Below are 15,566 nucleotides of genomic sequence, written 5' to 3' on the forward strand. Positions count from 1 at the left end.
CACTTCTTCGCATGTTCACCCAATCGGGCGCATGATCATGCGTTGCTCGGCGCCCCTGGCCGTGCCGGGTCAGGCACCGGCCAGTGTCGCCACCAGGACGGCCTTGATCGTGTGCATCCGGTTCTCGGCCTCGTCGAAGACGACCGAGTGTGCGGACTCGAAGACCTCGTCGGTGACTTCCAGCTCGGTCAGACCGTGGCTGTCGTGGATCTCGCGGCCGACCTTGGTCCCGAGGTCATGGAAGGCCGGAAGGCAGTGCAGGAACTTCACGTCGGCGTTGCCCGTGGCCTTCAGGACGTCCATGGTGACGGCGTACGGCGCGAGCGCCGCGATGCGCTCGTCCCAGACCTCCTTGGGCTCACCCATGGAGACCCAGACGTCGGTGGCGACGAAGTCGGCGCCCCGGACGCCCTCGGCGATGCCCTCGGTGAGAGTGACGGTCGCGCCGCTGGACTCGGCGAGCCGGCGGGCCTGCGCGACGATCTCCTCGGCCGGCCAGTAGGCCTTCGGAGCGACGATCCGGACGTCCATGCCCAGCAGCGCGCCCGTGACCAGGTACGAGTTACCCATGTTGAAACGGGCGTCGCCGAGGTAGGCGAAGGCGATCCGCTCCAGCGGCTTGTCGCTGTGCTCGGTCATCGTGAGGACGTCGGCGAGCATCTGGGTCGGGTGCCAGTCGTCGGTGAGCCCGTTGAAGACAGGCACCCCACCGTACGCCGCCAGCTCCTCGACGGTCGCCTGGCTGTCACCGCGGTACTCGATGCCGTCGAACATCCGGCCCAGAACACGGGCGGTGTCCTTCACCGACTCCTTGTGGCCCATCTGGGAGCCCGTGGGGTCGAGATACGTCGTGGAGGCACCCTGGTCGGCGGCGGCGACCTCGAAGGCGCAGCGAGTACGGGTCGAGGTCTTCTCGAAGATCAGCGCGATGTTCCGACCGCGCAGCCGCTGCACCTCGGTGCCCGACTTCTTGGCCGTCTTGAGCTCGGCGGCCAGCTCGATCAGGCCGCGGAACTCCGCGGCCGTGAAGTCCAGCTCCTTGAGGAAGTGGCGGCCTGCGAGGTCTATCGCCATGGTGGCTGCTCCTGGGTCGGGCGAGGGTCGCGCGTACAGTCCTGGAAGTCTATACGAGACAACGCATCGCTATACAGCCCCTGTGCTGCGTGTCCGCGCGATCCACCGTGTATCCGGTCGGCCCCCGCGTCTTCCGTACGGGTGCGCCCCGGCTACACGGGGTCACGCACCACCGGGCAGCTCATGCAGCGGGGGCCGCCCCGGCCCCGGCCCAGTTCGCTGCCGCGGATCTCTATGACCTCGATGCCTTCCTTGCGCAGATACGTGTTGGTGGTGGCGTTGCGTTCGTAGGCGATGACGACACCCGGCTCGACGGCCAGCACGTTGCAGCCGTCGTCCCACTGCTCGCGCTCCGCCGCGTGCACGTCCTGGGTGGCCGTGAGCACCCGGATCGAGTCCAGGCCGAGTGCCGCCGCGATGGCCCGGTGCATGTGCTCCGGGGGATGGTCGGTGACCTTCAGATCCCGCGGTCCGCCGCCGGGCTCGATGGTGTAGGAGCGGAGCATGCCGAGCCCCGCGTACTGGGTGAACGTGTCGCCGTCGATCATCGTCATCACCGTGTCGAGGTGCATGAACGCCCGGCGTTTGGGCATGTCGAGCGCCACGATCGTCCGCGCGGAACCGGCGTCGAACAGTCCGCGCGCCAGCATCTCGACCGCCTGCGGGGTGGTGCGCTCGCTCATCCCGATGAGGACGGCGCCCTGGCCGATGACCAGGACGTCGCCGCCCTCGATGGTGGACGGATAGTCGTCCTGGCCCTCCGACCAGTGGTGGAAGGCCCCGGCCTCGGCGCCGGTGAAGAGGGGGTGGTGGCGGTAGATCGCCTCGAAGTGGACCGTCTCGCGCTGCCGGGCCGGCCAGCGCATCGCGTTGATGGACACCCCGTCGTAGATCCAGGCCGAGGTGTCCCTGGTGAAGAGGTGGTTGGGCAGCGGACCGAGCAGGAAGTCGTCCAGTTCCATGACATGGAAGCGGACGGAGGTCGGCTCGCTGTGCCGCTCCAGGAACTCCCGCTTCGTCATCCCGCCGACCAGCGCCTCCGCCAGCTCGTCGGTGGACAGCTCCTCGAAAGCGGCCCGCAGATGTTCGGTGGCGAGCGGACCGTACTCCTTCTCCTCGAAGACCCGGTCCAGCACCAGCCGATTGGCCACCGGAATGTCCAGGGCCTCACGGAGCAGATCGCCGAAGAGATGCACCTCCACTCCGCGGTCGCGCAGGACGTCCGCGAAGCCGTCGTGCTCCTGCCGGGCGCGGCGCACCCACAGCACGTCGTCGAAGAGGAGCGCGTCCTTGTTGCTGGGGGTGAGCCGCTTCAGTTCGAGATCGGGGCGGTGCAGTATGACGCGGCGCAGCCGCCCGGCCTCGGAGTCGACATGGAATCCCATGCCTCCATCCTCACCGCGCGGAGCGCCGTTCACCCGGCGAATCGCCACCTGCCTCTTCGTCTTCGGGATCAGAGCCGCGGGTCGACGGGCTCCGACTCCAGGGCGAGCACCGCGAACACCGCCTCGTGGACCCGCCACAGCGGCTCCCCGTCGGCGAGCCGGTCCAGCGCCTCCAGCCCCAGGGCGTACTCACGGAGCGCCAACGACCGCTTGTGGCCGAGGAACCGGGACCGCAGCCGCTCCAGATTCTCCGGACGCGTGTACTCGGGGCCGTAGATGATCCGCAGGTACTCCCGGCCGCGCACCTTGATGCCCGGCTGGACCAGCCTCCCCTTCTCGTCCCGGACGAGCGCCCCGAGCGGTTTCACGACCATGCCTTCGCCGCCGTTGCCGGTCATCTCCAGCCACCAGTCGATGCCGGCGCGGACCGATGCCTCGTCGCCGGTGTCGACCACGAGCCGCCGGGTGACCTGGAGCAGGCCGGTGGGGTCGTGCTCCACCAGGCGGTCGAGCCAGGCAAGCTGCTCGTCATGCGGTACGGAGGCCAGTGACCGGCCCCGCACGGCGAGGACCTGGAACGGGGCGATCCGCACCCCGTCGAGGCCCTCGGTGGACCAGCAGTAGCGACGGTAGGCGTCGGTGAACGCCGCCGCGTCGGCCGTCCGGTCCTGCTGACGCGCAGCCAGGTCGGCGACGTCGACACCGCGGGCCGCCGCTGCCGCCAGCGCCGCGTTGGCCCCGGGGAGGACGGCCCCGGACGCGGCGCCGACCGCCGCGTACTGCGAGCGCAGCAGGCCGCCGGCCTTGAGGGACCAGGGCATCAGCTCGGCGTCGAGCAGCACCCAGTCGGTGTCCCACTCGTCCCAGAGTCCGGCGGCGGTGACGGCCGTGCGCAGCCTGCCGAGGATCACCTCGGTCAGGGCGACGTCGTCCAGGAACGGCCGTCCGGTACGGGTGTGCAGCGCCCCGGTCGGGCCCTCGACCCCGAACCGCTCCCGGGCCGCTTCCGCGTCGCGGCAGACCAGGGCCACCGCGCGCGAGCCCATGTGCTTCTCCTCGCACACGACCGTGGCGACACCGTCCGCCCGGTACTGGGCGAACGCCTCGGCCGGGTGCTCCAGAAAGCCTTCCTCGTGGGAGGTGGCGGTCGGCGCCATGGTCGGCGGCAGGTAGCCGAGCAGCCGCGGGTCGACGGCGAACCGGCTCATGACTTCGAGCGCCGCCGCGGCGTTCTCCTCGCGCACCGAGATCCGGCCCTGGTACCGGGTCTCCACGATCCGGCGGCCCTGCACATCGGCGAGGTCCAGCGGGCGGCCCTCCCGGCCCCCGGGTGCCTCGGTGGTCAGCGGCTTGGCGGGCTCGTACCAGACCTTCTCGGCCGGTACGTCGACGAGTTCGCGCTCGGGCCAGCGCAGCGCGGTCATCTTCCCGCCGAAGACCGCACCGGTGTCCAGGCAGAGGGTGTTGTTGACCCAGGATGTGCTGGGCACGGGCGTGTGGCCGTAGACCACGGCTGCGCGGCCGCGGTACTCCTCGGCCCACGGGTAGCGCACGGGCAGGCCGAACTCGTCGGTCTCGCCGGTGGTGTCCCCGTACAGCGCGTGCGAGCGGACCCGTCCGGAGGTGCGCCCGTGGTACTTCTCGGGCAGCCCGGCGTGGCAGACGACCAGCTTGCCGCCGTCCAGCACGTAGTGGCTGACGAGCCCGTCGATGAACTCCCGTACCTGCTCGCGGAAGGCCGGGTCCTTCGCGTCCTCCCGGTCCAACTGCTCGATGGTCTCGGCGAGTCCATGGGTGTGCTGGACCTTGCGGCCCTTGAGGTAGCGCCCGAGCTTGTTCTCGTGGTTCCCCGGCACGCACAGGGCGTTGCCCGCGGACACCATGGACATGACGCGGCGCAGCACACCGGGGCTGTCGGGGCCGCGGTCGACGAGGTCGCCGACGAAGACCGCCGTACGCCCTTCGGGGTGCGCGCCGTCGACGTAACCGAGCTTGCCGAGCAGGGACTCCAGCTCGGAGCTGCAGCCGTGGATGTCCCCGATGATGTCGAACGGGCCGGTGAGATGACGGAGGTCGTTGTAGCGGCGCTCGAGCACCACTTCGGCGTGCTCGGCCTCCTCCTCCGTGTGCAGGACGTGCACCTTGCGGAAGCCCTCGCGCTCCAGGCCGCGCAGCGAACGGCGCAGCTCGCGACGGTGGCGCTGGACGACGTGGCGGGGCATGCCGGCCCGGTCGGGGCGGGCTGCGTTGCGCGCCTGGCAGACCTCTTCGGGCAGGTCGAGCACGATCGCGATCGGCAGCACGTCGTGGCTGCGGGCCAGCTGCACCAGCTGCTTGCGGCTCTCGGCCTGGACGTTGGTGGCGTCGACGACGGTCAGCCGCCCGGCGGCGAGCCGCTTGCCCGCGATGTAGTGCAGCACGTCGAAGGCGTCGCCGCTGGCGCTCTGGTCGTTCTCGTCGTCGGCGACGAGGCCACGGCAGAAGTCCGAGGAGATGATCTCGGTGGGCTTGAAGTGCCTGTGCGCGAAGGTGGACTTGCCGGAGCCACTGGCCCCGACGAGAACGACGAGGGAGAGGTCGGTCACCGGCAGCGTGCGGTGCGTGCCTGTGTTCTTCTCGGTGTCGTTGCCGGTGTCGTTGTCGGTCATGCTGCCTTCGCCTCCTTCTTCTTGATGTCGTCCTCGGCGGTCTTCGTGAAGACGGCCAGCTGCGTGGGCGGTCCCACCTCGGGGTCGTCGGGCCCCACCGGAACGAAGTCGACTCCGTATCCGTGCCGCTGTGCCACCTCCTGCGCCCAGGCCCGGAACTCCGCCCTGGTCCACTCGAAGCGGTGGTCGCCGTGGCGCACATGCCCGGCCGGGAGACTCTCCCAGCGGACGTTGTACTCGACGTTCGGTGTCGTCACGAGCACCGTCTGCGGCCGGGCCGAACCGAACACCGCGTACTCCAGCGCGGGCAGCCTCGGCAGGTCGAGGTGCTCTATGACCTCGCTGAGCACTGCCGCGTCATAGCCGGCCAGCCGCTTGTCGGTGTACGTGAGCGAGCCTTGCCGGAGCGTGACGCGGCCGGCCTGGCGCTCCCCCATCCGGTCGAGCTTGAGGCGGCGCGAGGCGATGGTGAGAGCGCGCATGGAGACATCGACGCCGACGATCTCCGTGAAGCGCACGTCCCTCAGCAGCGCCTGGACCAACTGCCCCTGTCCGCAACCGAGGTCGAGCACCCGGCTCGCCCCGGCGGCGCGCAGGGCCTCCAGGATCGCCGTGCGCCGCTGCTCGGCGAGCGGCACCGGCTTCTCCTCGGTGTCCGTCGTCTCGTCCACCGCGTTGTCGATGCTCTCCACCGCGAGGTCGTCCAGCTCGGCGAGCCGCACCAGCTCCAGCCGTTCCATCGCCTGCCGGGTCAGCCCCCAGCGCCGGGACAGATAGCGGCTGGTGATCAGCTTCTGCTCGGGGTGGGCGGCCAGCCAGCCGTCACCGGCCCGCAGCAGCTTGTCCACCTCGTCGGGCGCGACCCAGTAGTGCTTGGCGTCGTCGAGCACCGGCAGCAGGACGTACAGCTGCCGCAGCGCGTCGGCGAGCCGCAACTCGCCCTCCAGCACGAGCCGTACGTACCGCGAGTCGCCCCACTCCGGGAACTGCGCGTCCAGCGGTACGGCCACGGCGTCCACGCTCGCCCAGCCGAGCGGCCCGAAGAGCTTCGAGACCAACTCAGGCCCACCGCGCGCCGGGAGCGCGGGCACCTCGATCCTGAGCGGCATGGGGTCCGCCGCGCGCTCGGGCCGGGCCCGGCACACACCGTTCAGAGCGGACTTGAAGACGGCGCTCATCGCTACGGAGAGCAGCGAGGACGCCGCGTACGGGCGGTCGTTCACGTACTGCGCGAGCGCCGCGTCCGGGGCGCCGCCCCGGCCCTTTCCCTTGCCACGCCGCACCAGCGCCACCGGATCCACCTCCAGCAACAGCGCGGCCGTGCAGCGCTCGGCCGATGCCTCGGGGTAGAAGACGTGCGCGGTGCCGTGGGACGTGGAGAACTGCTGCGCCTTCTCGGGGTGCTTGTGCAGCAGGAAGCCGAGGTCGGTGGCGGGTCGCTCCGGCGTGCCGGTCGTACTGATTGTCAGGAACACACGTCCGAGTATGGTCCGGTTCACTCGCCCCCCACCAGGCATTTTGTTGATGTCTACGGTTCCGGTGTTCCTCCAGCCCCTGCTGTCCCTCCAGACTGTCCTGTCCGTCCCGTCCGTTCCGCCTCCAGCAGCTCGGCCAGTTTCGCGATCGACGCCGGGCCGACCCGGCAACAGCCGCCGACCAGCCGGGCGCCGGCCGCCTGCCAGCCCCGCACCCGACCCGGGTCGAAACTGGCACCCCCGGTCCACACCCGATCCGCGGCGTCCCAGCGCTCACCGCTGTTCGGGTACACGACGACCGGCTTCCCGGTGACCTCCGCCGCCGTCTCCACCGCACGGTCGGCATCGGCCGGATCGCAGCAGTTCACTCCCACAGCCACCACGCGCTCGTGCCCGGCGGCGAGCGCGAAGGCCGTCTCCAGCGGCTGCCCGGCCCGGGTCCGGTCCCCCGCCACGCTGTAGGAGAGCCAGACGGGCAGCCCGCACCCCTCGACCGCCCGCAGCAGTGCCTCCGCCTCGTCGACGTCCGGCACCGTCTCCAGTGCCAGCACATCGGGTCCGGCGGCGGCCAGCGCCTCGATCCGGGGCCGGTGGAAGCGCTCCAGCTCCCGGACCGAGAGGCCGTACCGGCCGCGGTACTCGCTGCCGTCCGCGAGCATCGCCCCGTACGGGCCGACCGAGGCGGCGACCCAGATCTCCCGGTCCGTCGCGCCACCGGCCCGCCGGGCCAGCTCCACGCTGCGGGCGAAGAGCTCCGCCGCCCGGTCCCGGCCGATCCCCCGCCGCGCGAACCCCTCGAACGTCGCCTGATAGCCCGAGGTGATGAGCACCTGCGCACCCGCCCGCACATAGGCCCGGTGTGCGGCCTCGATCTGCCGGTCCTCGTCGAGCAGCAGCCGGGCCGACCACAGCTCGTCGGACAGATCGCAGCCCTGCGCCTCCAACTGGTTGGAAAGGCCTCCGTCGAGCAGGACCGTGGACTCTGCGAGCGCGGCGGCCAGCGGGCGGTCGGGTTGCACAGGTGCTCCTCTCAGCGACTCGTGTTCAGCTACTCCTGTTCACCGGTCCGGTGTCCGCCTCGGTCCGGTGTCCATCTCGCTCGGGACCGGCTCAGTTCAGCTGGGACTGAACCTGCGAGGAGATCAGCTCCAGGTGGTCCAGATCGTCCAGATCGAGGACCTGGAGGTAGATCCGCGACGACCCGATCTCGCCGTACCGGCCGATCTTGTCGACCACTTCGGCGGGCGAGCCCGCAAGTCCGTTCGCCTTCAGCTCCTCCACATCGCGGCCGATGACCGACGCACGGCGGGCCACCTCGGCGTCGTCCTTGCCGACACAGACCACCAGGGCGTTGGAGTACACCAGGTCGTCCGCGCCGCGCCCGGCCGCCGTTGCGGCTTCCCTGACCCGTCCGAACTGCTTCTCACTGTCCTCCAGCGAGGCGAACGGGATGTTGAACTCGTCCGCGTACAGTGCGGCGAGCCGCGGTGTACGCGTCGCACCGTGACCGCCGATCAGAATCGGCACCTTGGCCTGGGCCGGCTTGGGCAGCGCGGGCGAGTCGGTGAGCTGGTAGTAGGTGCCGTCGTAGTTGAACTTCTCGCCGACCCCGGTCGCCCAGAGTCCGGTGACGATCGCCAGCTGCTCCTCCAGCCGGCCGAACTTCTCCTTGGGGAACGGGATGCCGTACGCCTTGTGCTCCTCCTCGAACCAGCCCGCGCCCAGGCCGAGTTCGACCCGGCCGCCGGACATCTGGTCGACCTGGGCGACCTGGATCGCGAGGACACCGGGAAGCCGGAAGGTCCCCGCGGTCATCAGCGTGCCGAGCCGGATCCGCTTGGTCTCGCGCGCCAGCCCGGCCAGGGTGATCCAGGCGTCGGTCGGGCCGGGCAGCCCGTTGCCCGCGCCCATGTGGAGGTAATGGTCGGAACGGTAGAAGGCATTGAAGCCGAGGTCCTCGGCAGCCTTGGCGACAGTGAGCAGAGTGTCGTAGCTCGCCCCTTGCTGGGGCTCCGTGAAGATTCGAAGATCCATGGATCCATCCTGCACCTCCGAACGCCGGTCGTGCCTCCTCCCACTGCGTGTGCGGCCCGGCGGCGGATCCGAGCACGGTCGGTCAGGTGCGGCCAGGTGTGCCCGTGGCGGCGGTCACGGCTGGCCCGCCGCCGAGCCTGCCGGTCCGCGGACCGCACCGCGCGGGCCGTCCCGCCCTCTCCCCCGCTCCAGATCGTGCTGCCGTTCCCGGTCCTGCTCCGCAAGGCGCCGGAGCATCCCGTGCACCCGGTCCAGCGACTCGTCCGCGGCGTCGATCGCCTCTATGCACTGCCAGTAGAGACTCTCCTCGTCGGTGTCGCAGGCCACCGCGACGAGAGCCATCCCCACTTCCCCGAGCAGCGCGCCGAGACCGGTCAAAGTCGCGTGCGGATCGGCCACCTCGGAGAGCTGGGCAGCCCGTGCCACACCGGTCCGCACCACCGGATGGTCCGGCGCCCCGCTGCCCCTCCCTCCGATCTCACTGAGCCCTCGCGCCTCACCGCGCAGCTCCTTCGGCCCGCTCGCCGCCAGCCGGTCGCCGATCGCCTGAGCCAGTGCCTGAGCCTGCCAGGCCTCCGCCATGATGGACGGCGTACCCCGGCTCTGCGCCAGAGCTCGCCGACTTACCCCTATGAGCCGCTCCGCTTCCATGCGTGCCCCCGTCCGTACGAAAACCCGCTCACCTCATCCATTACCCACAGTGAGGGGAGTGGCACCGAAAGGCCAGGGGATTTCGGAAATCTGTGGACAGGAAGTCGATTGTGGATAAGTCGATCACTCCGAAGAGTGACGATCTTGGGGATCTGGCCGCTCCGGAACCGGAAACCGCGCCTCGTTCCGATCGATTTTCTCCGCGAGCGCCGCCAGCGCATCGATGCCCAGCACCTCGCAGAACTGCAGCAGATACGCGAGCACGTCCGCGACTTCGTCCGCCACCCGATGCGCCGTCTCGGGTTCCTCCATCACCCGTGCCGACTGCTCGGGCGTCAACCACTGGAAGATCTCGACCAGTTCGGATGCCTCGACGCTCAGCGCCACCGCCAGGTTCTTCGGGGTGTGGTACTGCTCCCAGTCCCGTTCGGCCGCGAACGCGGCGAGCCGTCGCTGCAGTGTCTGCACGTCAAATTCTGTCACGGTTCCAGGTCTACCACCGTCACACCGGCCGTCCCGCGGGCCTCGGAGGCGGCCGCCTCCGCGACCGTGCCCACCAGCCGGAGATGTCCGGCCGCGCCGATCGACGCCGCCAGGGCCAGCAGCCGGCGCAGCTGACGTCCGTCCAGGTCCCGGTCGAGTCCGTCGGCCAGCACGGTGAGGGTCTGCATGGCCGACGGCACCTCCCCCGCCGCCTCCATGTCCAGCACTCCGGGTCCGGTGAGCAGCACCAGGGCCAGTGCCAGATACCTCAACTCGCCGTCGCCGAGCCGCCCGACAGGGGTGCGATGTCCGCCGTCGCGCTCGACCAGGGCGTGCACCTTCCCGTCCGCGAGCCGCTCGACGCCCAGACCCGTCACCGTCCCCGCGCATCCGGCACCGGCCGCCGCGACGAGGCGGGCATGCCGCTGACCGCACTGGGTGTGCGTACGTTCCAGCACCGCCGCGAGGTTCTCGCAGCCGCGACGCAGCCGGTCCTCGCCGCTCGGCACCGGTGCCCGCATCCGCTGCGGCTGCGGTTCGCACGCGAAGACCGACCGCAGGGCCACCACCATCTGTTCGGCGGCGGCCAGGACCCGTACCTGCCCCTCGGTGGTTCCCGCGACCCTCAGCGGCAGCAGCGCCGTGCCGAGCACGTCGTCCGGCAGTGGGGCGCGGGTCACCGGGACCGTGCCTGCCGTGTGCCAGGCCGCCTGGACCGTCGAACGCCCGGGATCGCGCAGGGCGGTGGTGAGCAGGGTCTCGCCGCCGCCGGTCAGCCGTTCGCCGACGATCCGGAGAGTGGGTTCGGCCTGGACGGCGAGATCGAGCCGGACCGGACCGGCCGGGCCATCCGTCGTGCAGCCGATCCGGAAGCCACGGCGGCCCTGCGCGTCGGCCCCGGCCCGTTCGGGTACGTACGCCTCCGGGTCCGGGAACACCTCGGCGAGCGGGTCGCCGGCCCCCAGCCGGGCCAGTGCCTCGTATGCCCGCAGCGCGCTGGACTTGCCGCTTCCGGCGGCACCGGCGAAGAGCGTGAGCGGACCGATCGGGAGGACGGTGCCCCGGTGCGAGGCGAAGGCGGAGAGCCGCAGTTCGCTCACGACGGGGCCGGCGGAACGGGCGGGCCCGGCGGCGGACGGTAATCCGGAACGGACATCGGGGGCAGCGGGTGGCGGCGGGGTGGCCCCCGGGCAGAGTGCAGTCATGAGCGGACCGTACTCACGCCGTCGACCGGCGAACCGTTCCGCCAGGCGGACCTTCCTACGATCGAGGTACGCCCGCCGTCGCAACCCCCTCGACCTCCATGCCGACCGGCGACAGCAGAAAGACGTTCCGGTCGACCCGGTGCATTCCGCTGCCCAGCCCGAAGACCACACCGCTGGCGAAGTCCAGGATCCGCTTGGCCACATCGGTCTCGGCGCCGGTCAGATCGAGCAGCACGGGGATCTGTGCGACCAGGTACTCGGCCACCTCCCGCGCGTCCGCGAAGACCTGCACCCGCAGCACGACCATGCGGCGCTGTTCGGCGGTCTCGCGGTCGTCGGGGACCGTGCGGTGGTCGACCCGGGACGGCCACTCGTTGCGGCTGCGCAGCGGTACGACCTGGGCCAGCCCCTCCCACTGCTCGTCCGTGACGTCGTACCTGTCGTATCTGCTCACCGGACCACCCCGTCTGTGCTTCGGTCGGCGTTGCGCCGGCTGCGCTCGCTGTTCATCGGGCAATTCTCTCGCCCCTCACCCGTTCGGCGTACCAGCGACACGGGTCAGTGGCTGATCGACACCTCCGACGGACCCGCGGGCTCCGCGTCCGGGTTCACCTCGAGCGGGGTGAAACGGACCGGCAGATGCACCAGCGCGCGGTGGAACGGGCCGGGCCGCCACATCAGTTCGCTCGCCGGGACGGCCAGTTCCGCATCGCACAGCTGGCTGGTCAGTTGCTCGATCGCGGTCATCGCGATGAGCAGCGCCGGCTGCTTCGCCGGACACCGGTGCGGCCCAGTCGACCAGGCCAGGTGCGCACTGCCGCCGGAGCGTACGCCGGGGTCAGAAGTGGCCGCCGCGGACTGGGTGTTGGCCGCCGCGTAGGAGACCAGGAGCAGCTGTCCGGCACGCAGCCGGACGCCATGGAACTCGGTGTCCTGGCGCGGGTAGTGGGCGGCCAGATTGGCCAGCGGCGGGTCCTGCCAGAGGACCTCGTTGATGGCCTCGTGGGCCGTCATCGCACCGCGTTGCAGCGAGCCGGCGTAGCGCGCGTCGGTGAGCATGTGCAGCAGCGCGTTGCCGATCAGATTGGTCGTCGGGTCGTGGCCCGCACTCATCACCAGGGTGATCTGACGCACAGTCTCGTCGTTGTCGAGACCGGCCGGGTGGCCGAGGAAGTACGAGGTGAGATCGCGGCGGGGCCGGGCGCGCCGGTCGGCGACGAGGCGGGTGACGACGGTGACGAGATCGGCGTACGCGGCGGCGGCGTCATCGGCCGAGTTGAACATGCCGCCGATGCCCTCCACGATACGTTCGCGGTCCTCGGGCGGTACGCCGAACCACGTGGTGAAGACGTGCAACGGGAGCCGTCGCGCGTACTGGGCTACGAGGTCGCCGCTGCCGGAGGCGGCGAACTCCCGGATGAGCCGGCGGGCGACGCGGGCCACCTCGGCCCGCAGGACGTGCGGTTCGATCATGGCGAGGCCGTCGTTGATGGCGTCGCGGTAGCGGGCGTGCACGTCGCCGTCGCTGAAGAGTGCGGTCGGCCGGTAGCCGAGCATCGGCAGGACCGGCGAGTCGGCGGGGACGGTGGCCTGCCAGGCCCGGGGGTCCTTGGTGAAGGTGTGGGTGTCGCGCAGCAGATCGACGGCCGCCTGGTAGTCGGTGACCAGCAGCGCGTCGATACCGGCGGCGATCCGGACCGGGGCGAGCGGGCCGTGATCCCGCAGCCGCCGGTAGTGGCCGTGCGGATCGGCGGCGAAGTCCGGGCCGTACAGCGCGAGCGGCTGCGGCGGCTGTACGGAGCGCACGGTGGCGGCGGGAGGTGTCATGACGGGTCCTGAGGCTGGGGCAGGCGGGTCAGCACATGCTCGGCGAGGGCGATCAGGGCGTCGATGCTGCCGCGGCGTTCGCGGGCGTCGCACTGCAGCAGAGGTGTGTCGGGGTGGAGATCGAGGTGTTTGCGCAGCACCTCGTCGGGGTGGTCAGGGGCGTCCGGGAAGCGGTTGACGGCGACGGCGTACGGCAGTCCTTGCTCCTCGACCATGTCCATGACCGCGAAGGAGTCGCCGAGCCTGCGGGTGTCGACCAGCACGAGGGCGCCGAGGGCGCCGCGCGCGATGTCCTCCCAGAGCGGGAAGAACCGTTCCTGGCCGGGGGTGCCGAACATGTAGAGCACCAGGTCGTCGGGGACGGTGAGCCGGCCGAAGTCCACGGCGACCGTGGTGGTGGTCTTGTCCGGCAGTCCCGCGGTGTCGTCGAGACGGGTGCTGGACTGGGTCATCGCCTCTTCGGTGTGGAGCGTGGGTATCTCCGACAGCGTACGGATCAGGGTCGTCTTGCCCACGCCGAAGGGACCCGTGACGACGAGCTTCATCAGGGTCTGGTCGGCGTGCGGCAGATAGCCGATGCCGGTCCGGTCAGTGGAGGGAGCGGAGTCCAACGAGCAGCCTCTCGACGAGCGACCGGTCGGTCTCCCCGGCGCTGGGGATCGGCGGTCGGGTGTGCAGATGTCCGGCGGCCGCGAGGTCCGTGGCCAGGAAGACGGTGGCGCTGACCGGAAGGTCCAGGTGGGCCGCGCATTCGACGACGCTGAGGGCGCCCGGTTCGAGCAGCTCGCACAGCCTGCGCTGTTCCGAGCCCGTGTCGTCGGGCAGGGCCGAGTCGGTGCGTACGAGCACGGCAAGCCGGTCGAGTGCGGGGCCGGTGGGCCGGGTCCGGCCACCGGTGACCAGGTAGGCGGGGATCAGACGGCGTCCTGGACCCGGGGTCATGGCCGGGCGGCGGTGTCCGGTCGGCGGGCGGGTGCGTTCATCGCCCGGGTCAGCGCGGTGACCTGCACCTGCATCTGGTACGCGATGTCGCCGAGCTTGGCCCCGGGTTCCGCGAACAGGGCGAGCGTGGTGTTCTTCCCGGCCGGGACGACGATGGCGAAGCCCTGATCGGACTCGACGACCGTCTGGGCCAGCTGCGGCGCCTCGACGTCGGTGAACGCGGTGGTGAAGGCCCGGGCCGCGGCGTGCAGGGTGGCGGTCATGGCGGCTACCCGCTCGGCGGACGCGCGGTCCAGGCCGGGTGAGGCCCCTTCGACGAGGCCGTCGCCGGTGGCGACCACGGCGTGCTGCACACCGGGAAGTTCCAGCAGCGGGGTCAGCACCCATGCGAGGTCACCGGTGGTGGGGGTAGGGGTGCTCACGTCTCGTCGTCTCCTTGGTCGTTCCGGTCGTCCTGGCCGTCTTTGTCGTCGTGGTGTTGCGCTTCCGGTGGGGCGGCGGGGGCGCTGCGGCCGCTGAGGGTGCCCTGCTGGAGCGCCGCCCACGACGCCTCGGCCTGTTCGGGGGTACGGGGCGGCGGTGGGGCGGCCGGGGTGGCGGCGGGCGCGGACCGTACGAGTGCCGGACGGGGTGCGCGGCGGCGCCGGCTGGGCAGTCCGTCGCGTTCCTCCGCGGCGGGCTCCGGCTCGGCGGCGGTCTCCGGCTCGGCAGCAGCCGTGGTGGCGGTGTGCGCGTGCACCGGCTTCGGGGCGAGGGCGGAGAGGCTGCGGTCGTCCTCCAGCACTGTCAGGAGGTGGGCGGGGACCCGCAGGATCGTACGCATCCCGCCGAACGGTGAAGGCTCGATATGGCAGCTGAGGCCGTACTGGACGACCAGTCGGCCGACAACGGCGAAGCCGGTCTGCGGCGGATCGCCCAGCTCGGTCAGGAGTACTTCGGAAGGGCCCGCCAGCAGGGCGCGGGCCCGTTCGAGCGCGTCGTCGTCCATCCCGATGCCCGCGTCGTCGACCACCAGGAAGGCGCCGCGGCCGCCGCTCTGCTGGACCGTCACCTGTACGTCGGTGTCAGGGTGCGAGTACGCGGTGGCATTGGCCAGCAGTTCGGCGAGGGCGATCGCGAGAGGTTCGGCGGCACGGGCGACGACGGCGAGCCACTCGTCGCGCAGATGGTTGGCCACCTTGATGCGTTCGTAGCCGGCGACGCGGGACTGGGCGCCGAGCACGATCTCGACGAGCGGCGAGTTCTGCCGGGCCAGGCCCGGCCAGGCGTCGCAGAGCACCGCGGTGGCCTGGGTGCGGCGCAGCGCCAGTTCGTTACGGAAGTCCAGCTGCAGGATCCGCGGATCGTCGTACTCGTGCTGAAGTTCGTGCAGCAGTTGCTGGGACTGGTTGAGCAGGGACTGGATCTTGGCGGAGGTGCCGCGCATCGCCGCTCGGGCGGCCGCGTCGACGCGCTGCCGCTCCTCGATGACCGCGGCTCGGGCCGCCTGGACCGCCTCGGTCAGCAGCCGTGCGGAGCCGCCGTCGACCTCGGCCGCCTCGCGCAGGCCGGGCACCGGCGCACTGGGGTGGGAGAGGGCGAGCGCGGCGGCGGGTATTCGCTTCTGGGCCAGCTGCCGGATCTCGTCGGTGAGGGCGGTGGTACGGGCATCGGCCGCCTTCGCCTGGCGTTCGGCCAGCTCGACGCGGGCCCACGCCACATTGGCGTCACGGGCCGCGTTCTGGGAGCGGACCACGGCCGTCACGGCAGCGACGACGGCGATCAGCGCCACGATCCATGCCATGCCGTCACCGCATTTCTGTTGTCGGGTCCGTCTCCCTGCCCGGGCGGCGGGAGATCCGG

The 15,566-nt window shown here is 71.1% G+C and carries 15 protein-coding genes; all 15 read right to left on the reverse strand.

All coding sequences use genetic code 11. The features are described 5' to 3' along the window. Window positions 1-69: 69 nt before the first annotated feature. The 15 genes from argF to OHB49_RS11995 all read right to left on the reverse strand — a co-directional run bounded on the left by argF (window position 70) and on the right by OHB49_RS11995 (window position 15,507). Window positions 70-1,074, reverse strand: a complete 1,005-nt coding sequence (gene argF / locus OHB49_RS11925; RefSeq protein ID WP_329160137.1) for an ornithine carbamoyltransferase — start codon at window positions 1,072-1,074, stop codon at window positions 70-72. A 152-nt stretch (window positions 1,075-1,226) separates the two neighbouring features. Beyond that, the gene (locus OHB49_RS11930; RefSeq protein WP_329160139.1) at window positions 1,227-2,459 is read right to left on the reverse strand and encodes an arginine deiminase; all 1,233 of its coding nucleotides are present in this window, start codon (window positions 2,457-2,459) and stop codon (window positions 1,227-1,229) included. 68 nt (window positions 2,460-2,527) lie between these two features. Next, window positions 2,528-5,107, reverse strand: coding sequence for a polynucleotide kinase-phosphatase (locus OHB49_RS11935; RefSeq protein WP_329160140.1), 2,580 nt, complete (start codon window positions 5,105-5,107; stop codon window positions 2,528-2,530). After that, window positions 5,104-6,582 carry a 3' terminal RNA ribose 2'-O-methyltransferase Hen1 gene (locus OHB49_RS11940; RefSeq protein WP_329160141.1) on the reverse strand — a complete coding sequence of 493 codons (1,479 nt, stop codon included), beginning with the start codon at window positions 6,580-6,582 and terminating at the stop codon, window positions 5,104-5,106. Before OHB49_RS11940 ends, OHB49_RS11935 begins: the two co-directional genes overlap by 4 nt. Window positions 6,583-6,635: 53 nt before the next feature. Then, window positions 6,636-7,601 (reverse strand): homocysteine S-methyltransferase, encoded by a 966-nt coding sequence (mmuM, locus tag OHB49_RS11945; RefSeq protein WP_329160143.1) that lies wholly within the window; start codon window positions 7,599-7,601, stop codon window positions 6,636-6,638. Window positions 7,602-7,692: 91 nt separating this feature from the next. Continuing rightward, window positions 7,693-8,616, reverse strand: coding sequence for an LLM class F420-dependent oxidoreductase (locus OHB49_RS11950; RefSeq protein WP_329160145.1), 924 nt, complete (start codon window positions 8,614-8,616; stop codon window positions 7,693-7,695). A gap of 114 nt (window positions 8,617-8,730) precedes the next feature. Continuing rightward, window positions 8,731-9,267 (reverse strand): DUF6099 family protein, encoded by a 537-nt coding sequence (locus tag OHB49_RS11955; protein WP_329160147.1) that lies wholly within the window; start codon window positions 9,265-9,267, stop codon window positions 8,731-8,733. Window positions 9,268-9,390: 123 nt separating this feature from the next. Continuing rightward, entirely contained in the window at window positions 9,391-9,750 is a 360-nt protein-coding gene (locus OHB49_RS11960; RefSeq protein WP_329160149.1) for a nucleotide pyrophosphohydrolase, read from the reverse strand. Further along, on the reverse strand, window positions 9,747-10,955 hold the full coding sequence (locus tag OHB49_RS11965) for an ATP-binding protein (RefSeq protein ID WP_329160151.1): 1,209 nt from the start codon (window positions 10,953-10,955) through the stop codon (window positions 9,747-9,749). The genes OHB49_RS11960 and OHB49_RS11965 overlap by 4 nt, the downstream gene beginning before the upstream one ends. Window positions 10,956-11,010: 55 nt before the next feature. Next, the gene (locus OHB49_RS11970) at window positions 11,011-11,409 is read right to left on the reverse strand and encodes a cell division protein SepF (RefSeq protein WP_030979259.1); all 399 of its coding nucleotides are present in this window, start codon (window positions 11,407-11,409) and stop codon (window positions 11,011-11,013) included. 104 nt (window positions 11,410-11,513) lie between these two features. Continuing rightward, window positions 11,514-12,782, reverse strand: a complete 1,269-nt coding sequence (locus OHB49_RS11975; RefSeq protein WP_329160154.1) for a cytochrome P450 — start codon at window positions 12,780-12,782, stop codon at window positions 11,514-11,516. Continuing rightward, window positions 12,779-13,393: a GTP-binding protein gene (locus tag OHB49_RS11980; RefSeq protein ID WP_030979256.1), complete on the reverse strand. Its 615-nt coding sequence runs from the start codon at window positions 13,391-13,393 to the stop codon at window positions 12,779-12,781. The genes OHB49_RS11975 and OHB49_RS11980 overlap by 4 nt, the downstream gene beginning before the upstream one ends. Then, on the reverse strand, window positions 13,371-13,724 hold the full coding sequence (locus OHB49_RS11985) for a DUF742 domain-containing protein (protein ID WP_030979254.1): 354 nt from the start codon (window positions 13,722-13,724) through the stop codon (window positions 13,371-13,373). The genes OHB49_RS11980 and OHB49_RS11985 overlap by 23 nt, the downstream gene beginning before the upstream one ends. Continuing rightward, on the reverse strand, window positions 13,721-14,146 hold the full coding sequence (locus OHB49_RS11990) for a roadblock/LC7 domain-containing protein (RefSeq protein ID WP_030979252.1): 426 nt from the start codon (window positions 14,144-14,146) through the stop codon (window positions 13,721-13,723). Before OHB49_RS11990 ends, OHB49_RS11985 begins: the two co-directional genes overlap by 4 nt. After that, a complete protein-coding gene (locus OHB49_RS11995; protein WP_329160158.1) occupies window positions 14,143-15,507 on the reverse strand; it encodes an ATP-binding protein in 1,365 nt (454 codons plus the stop codon). The genes OHB49_RS11990 and OHB49_RS11995 overlap by 4 nt, the downstream gene beginning before the upstream one ends. Window positions 15,508-15,566: the final 59 nt, after the last annotated feature.

It is taken from the genome of Streptomyces sp. NBC_01717, assembly GCF_036248255.1.
Classification (GTDB): domain Bacteria; phylum Actinomycetota; class Actinomycetes; order Streptomycetales; family Streptomycetaceae; genus Streptomyces.

Bases quoted from the DNA above. Each gene is read 5' to 3' on its own strand.
- argF (WP_329160137.1), bottom strand. From the start codon at position 1,074: ATGGCGATAGACCTCGCAGGCCGCCACTTCCTCAAGGAGCTGGACTTC.
- OHB49_RS11930 (WP_329160139.1), bottom strand. From the start codon at position 2,459: ATGGGATTCCATGTCGACTCCGAGGCCGGGCGGCTGCGCCGCGTCATA.
- OHB49_RS11935 (WP_329160140.1), bottom strand. From the start codon at position 5,107: ATGACCGACAACGACACCGGCAACGACACCGAGAAGAACACAGGCACG.
- OHB49_RS11950 (WP_329160145.1), bottom strand. From the start codon at position 8,616: ATGGATCTTCGAATCTTCACGGAGCCCCAGCAAGGGGCGAGCTACGAC.
- OHB49_RS11955 (WP_329160147.1), bottom strand. From the start codon at position 9,267: ATGGAAGCGGAGCGGCTCATAGGGGTAAGTCGGCGAGCTCTGGCGCAG.
- OHB49_RS11965 (WP_329160151.1), bottom strand. From the start codon at position 10,955: ATGACTGCACTCTGCCCGGGGGCCACCCCGCCGCCACCCGCTGCCCCC.
- OHB49_RS11975 (WP_329160154.1), bottom strand. From the start codon at position 12,782: ATGACACCTCCCGCCGCCACCGTGCGCTCCGTACAGCCGCCGCAGCCG.
- OHB49_RS11985 (WP_030979254.1), bottom strand. From the start codon at position 13,724: ATGACCCCGGGTCCAGGACGCCGTCTGATCCCCGCCTACCTGGTCACC.
- OHB49_RS11995 (WP_329160158.1), bottom strand. From the start codon at position 15,507: ATGGCATGGATCGTGGCGCTGATCGCCGTCGTCGCTGCCGTGACGGCC.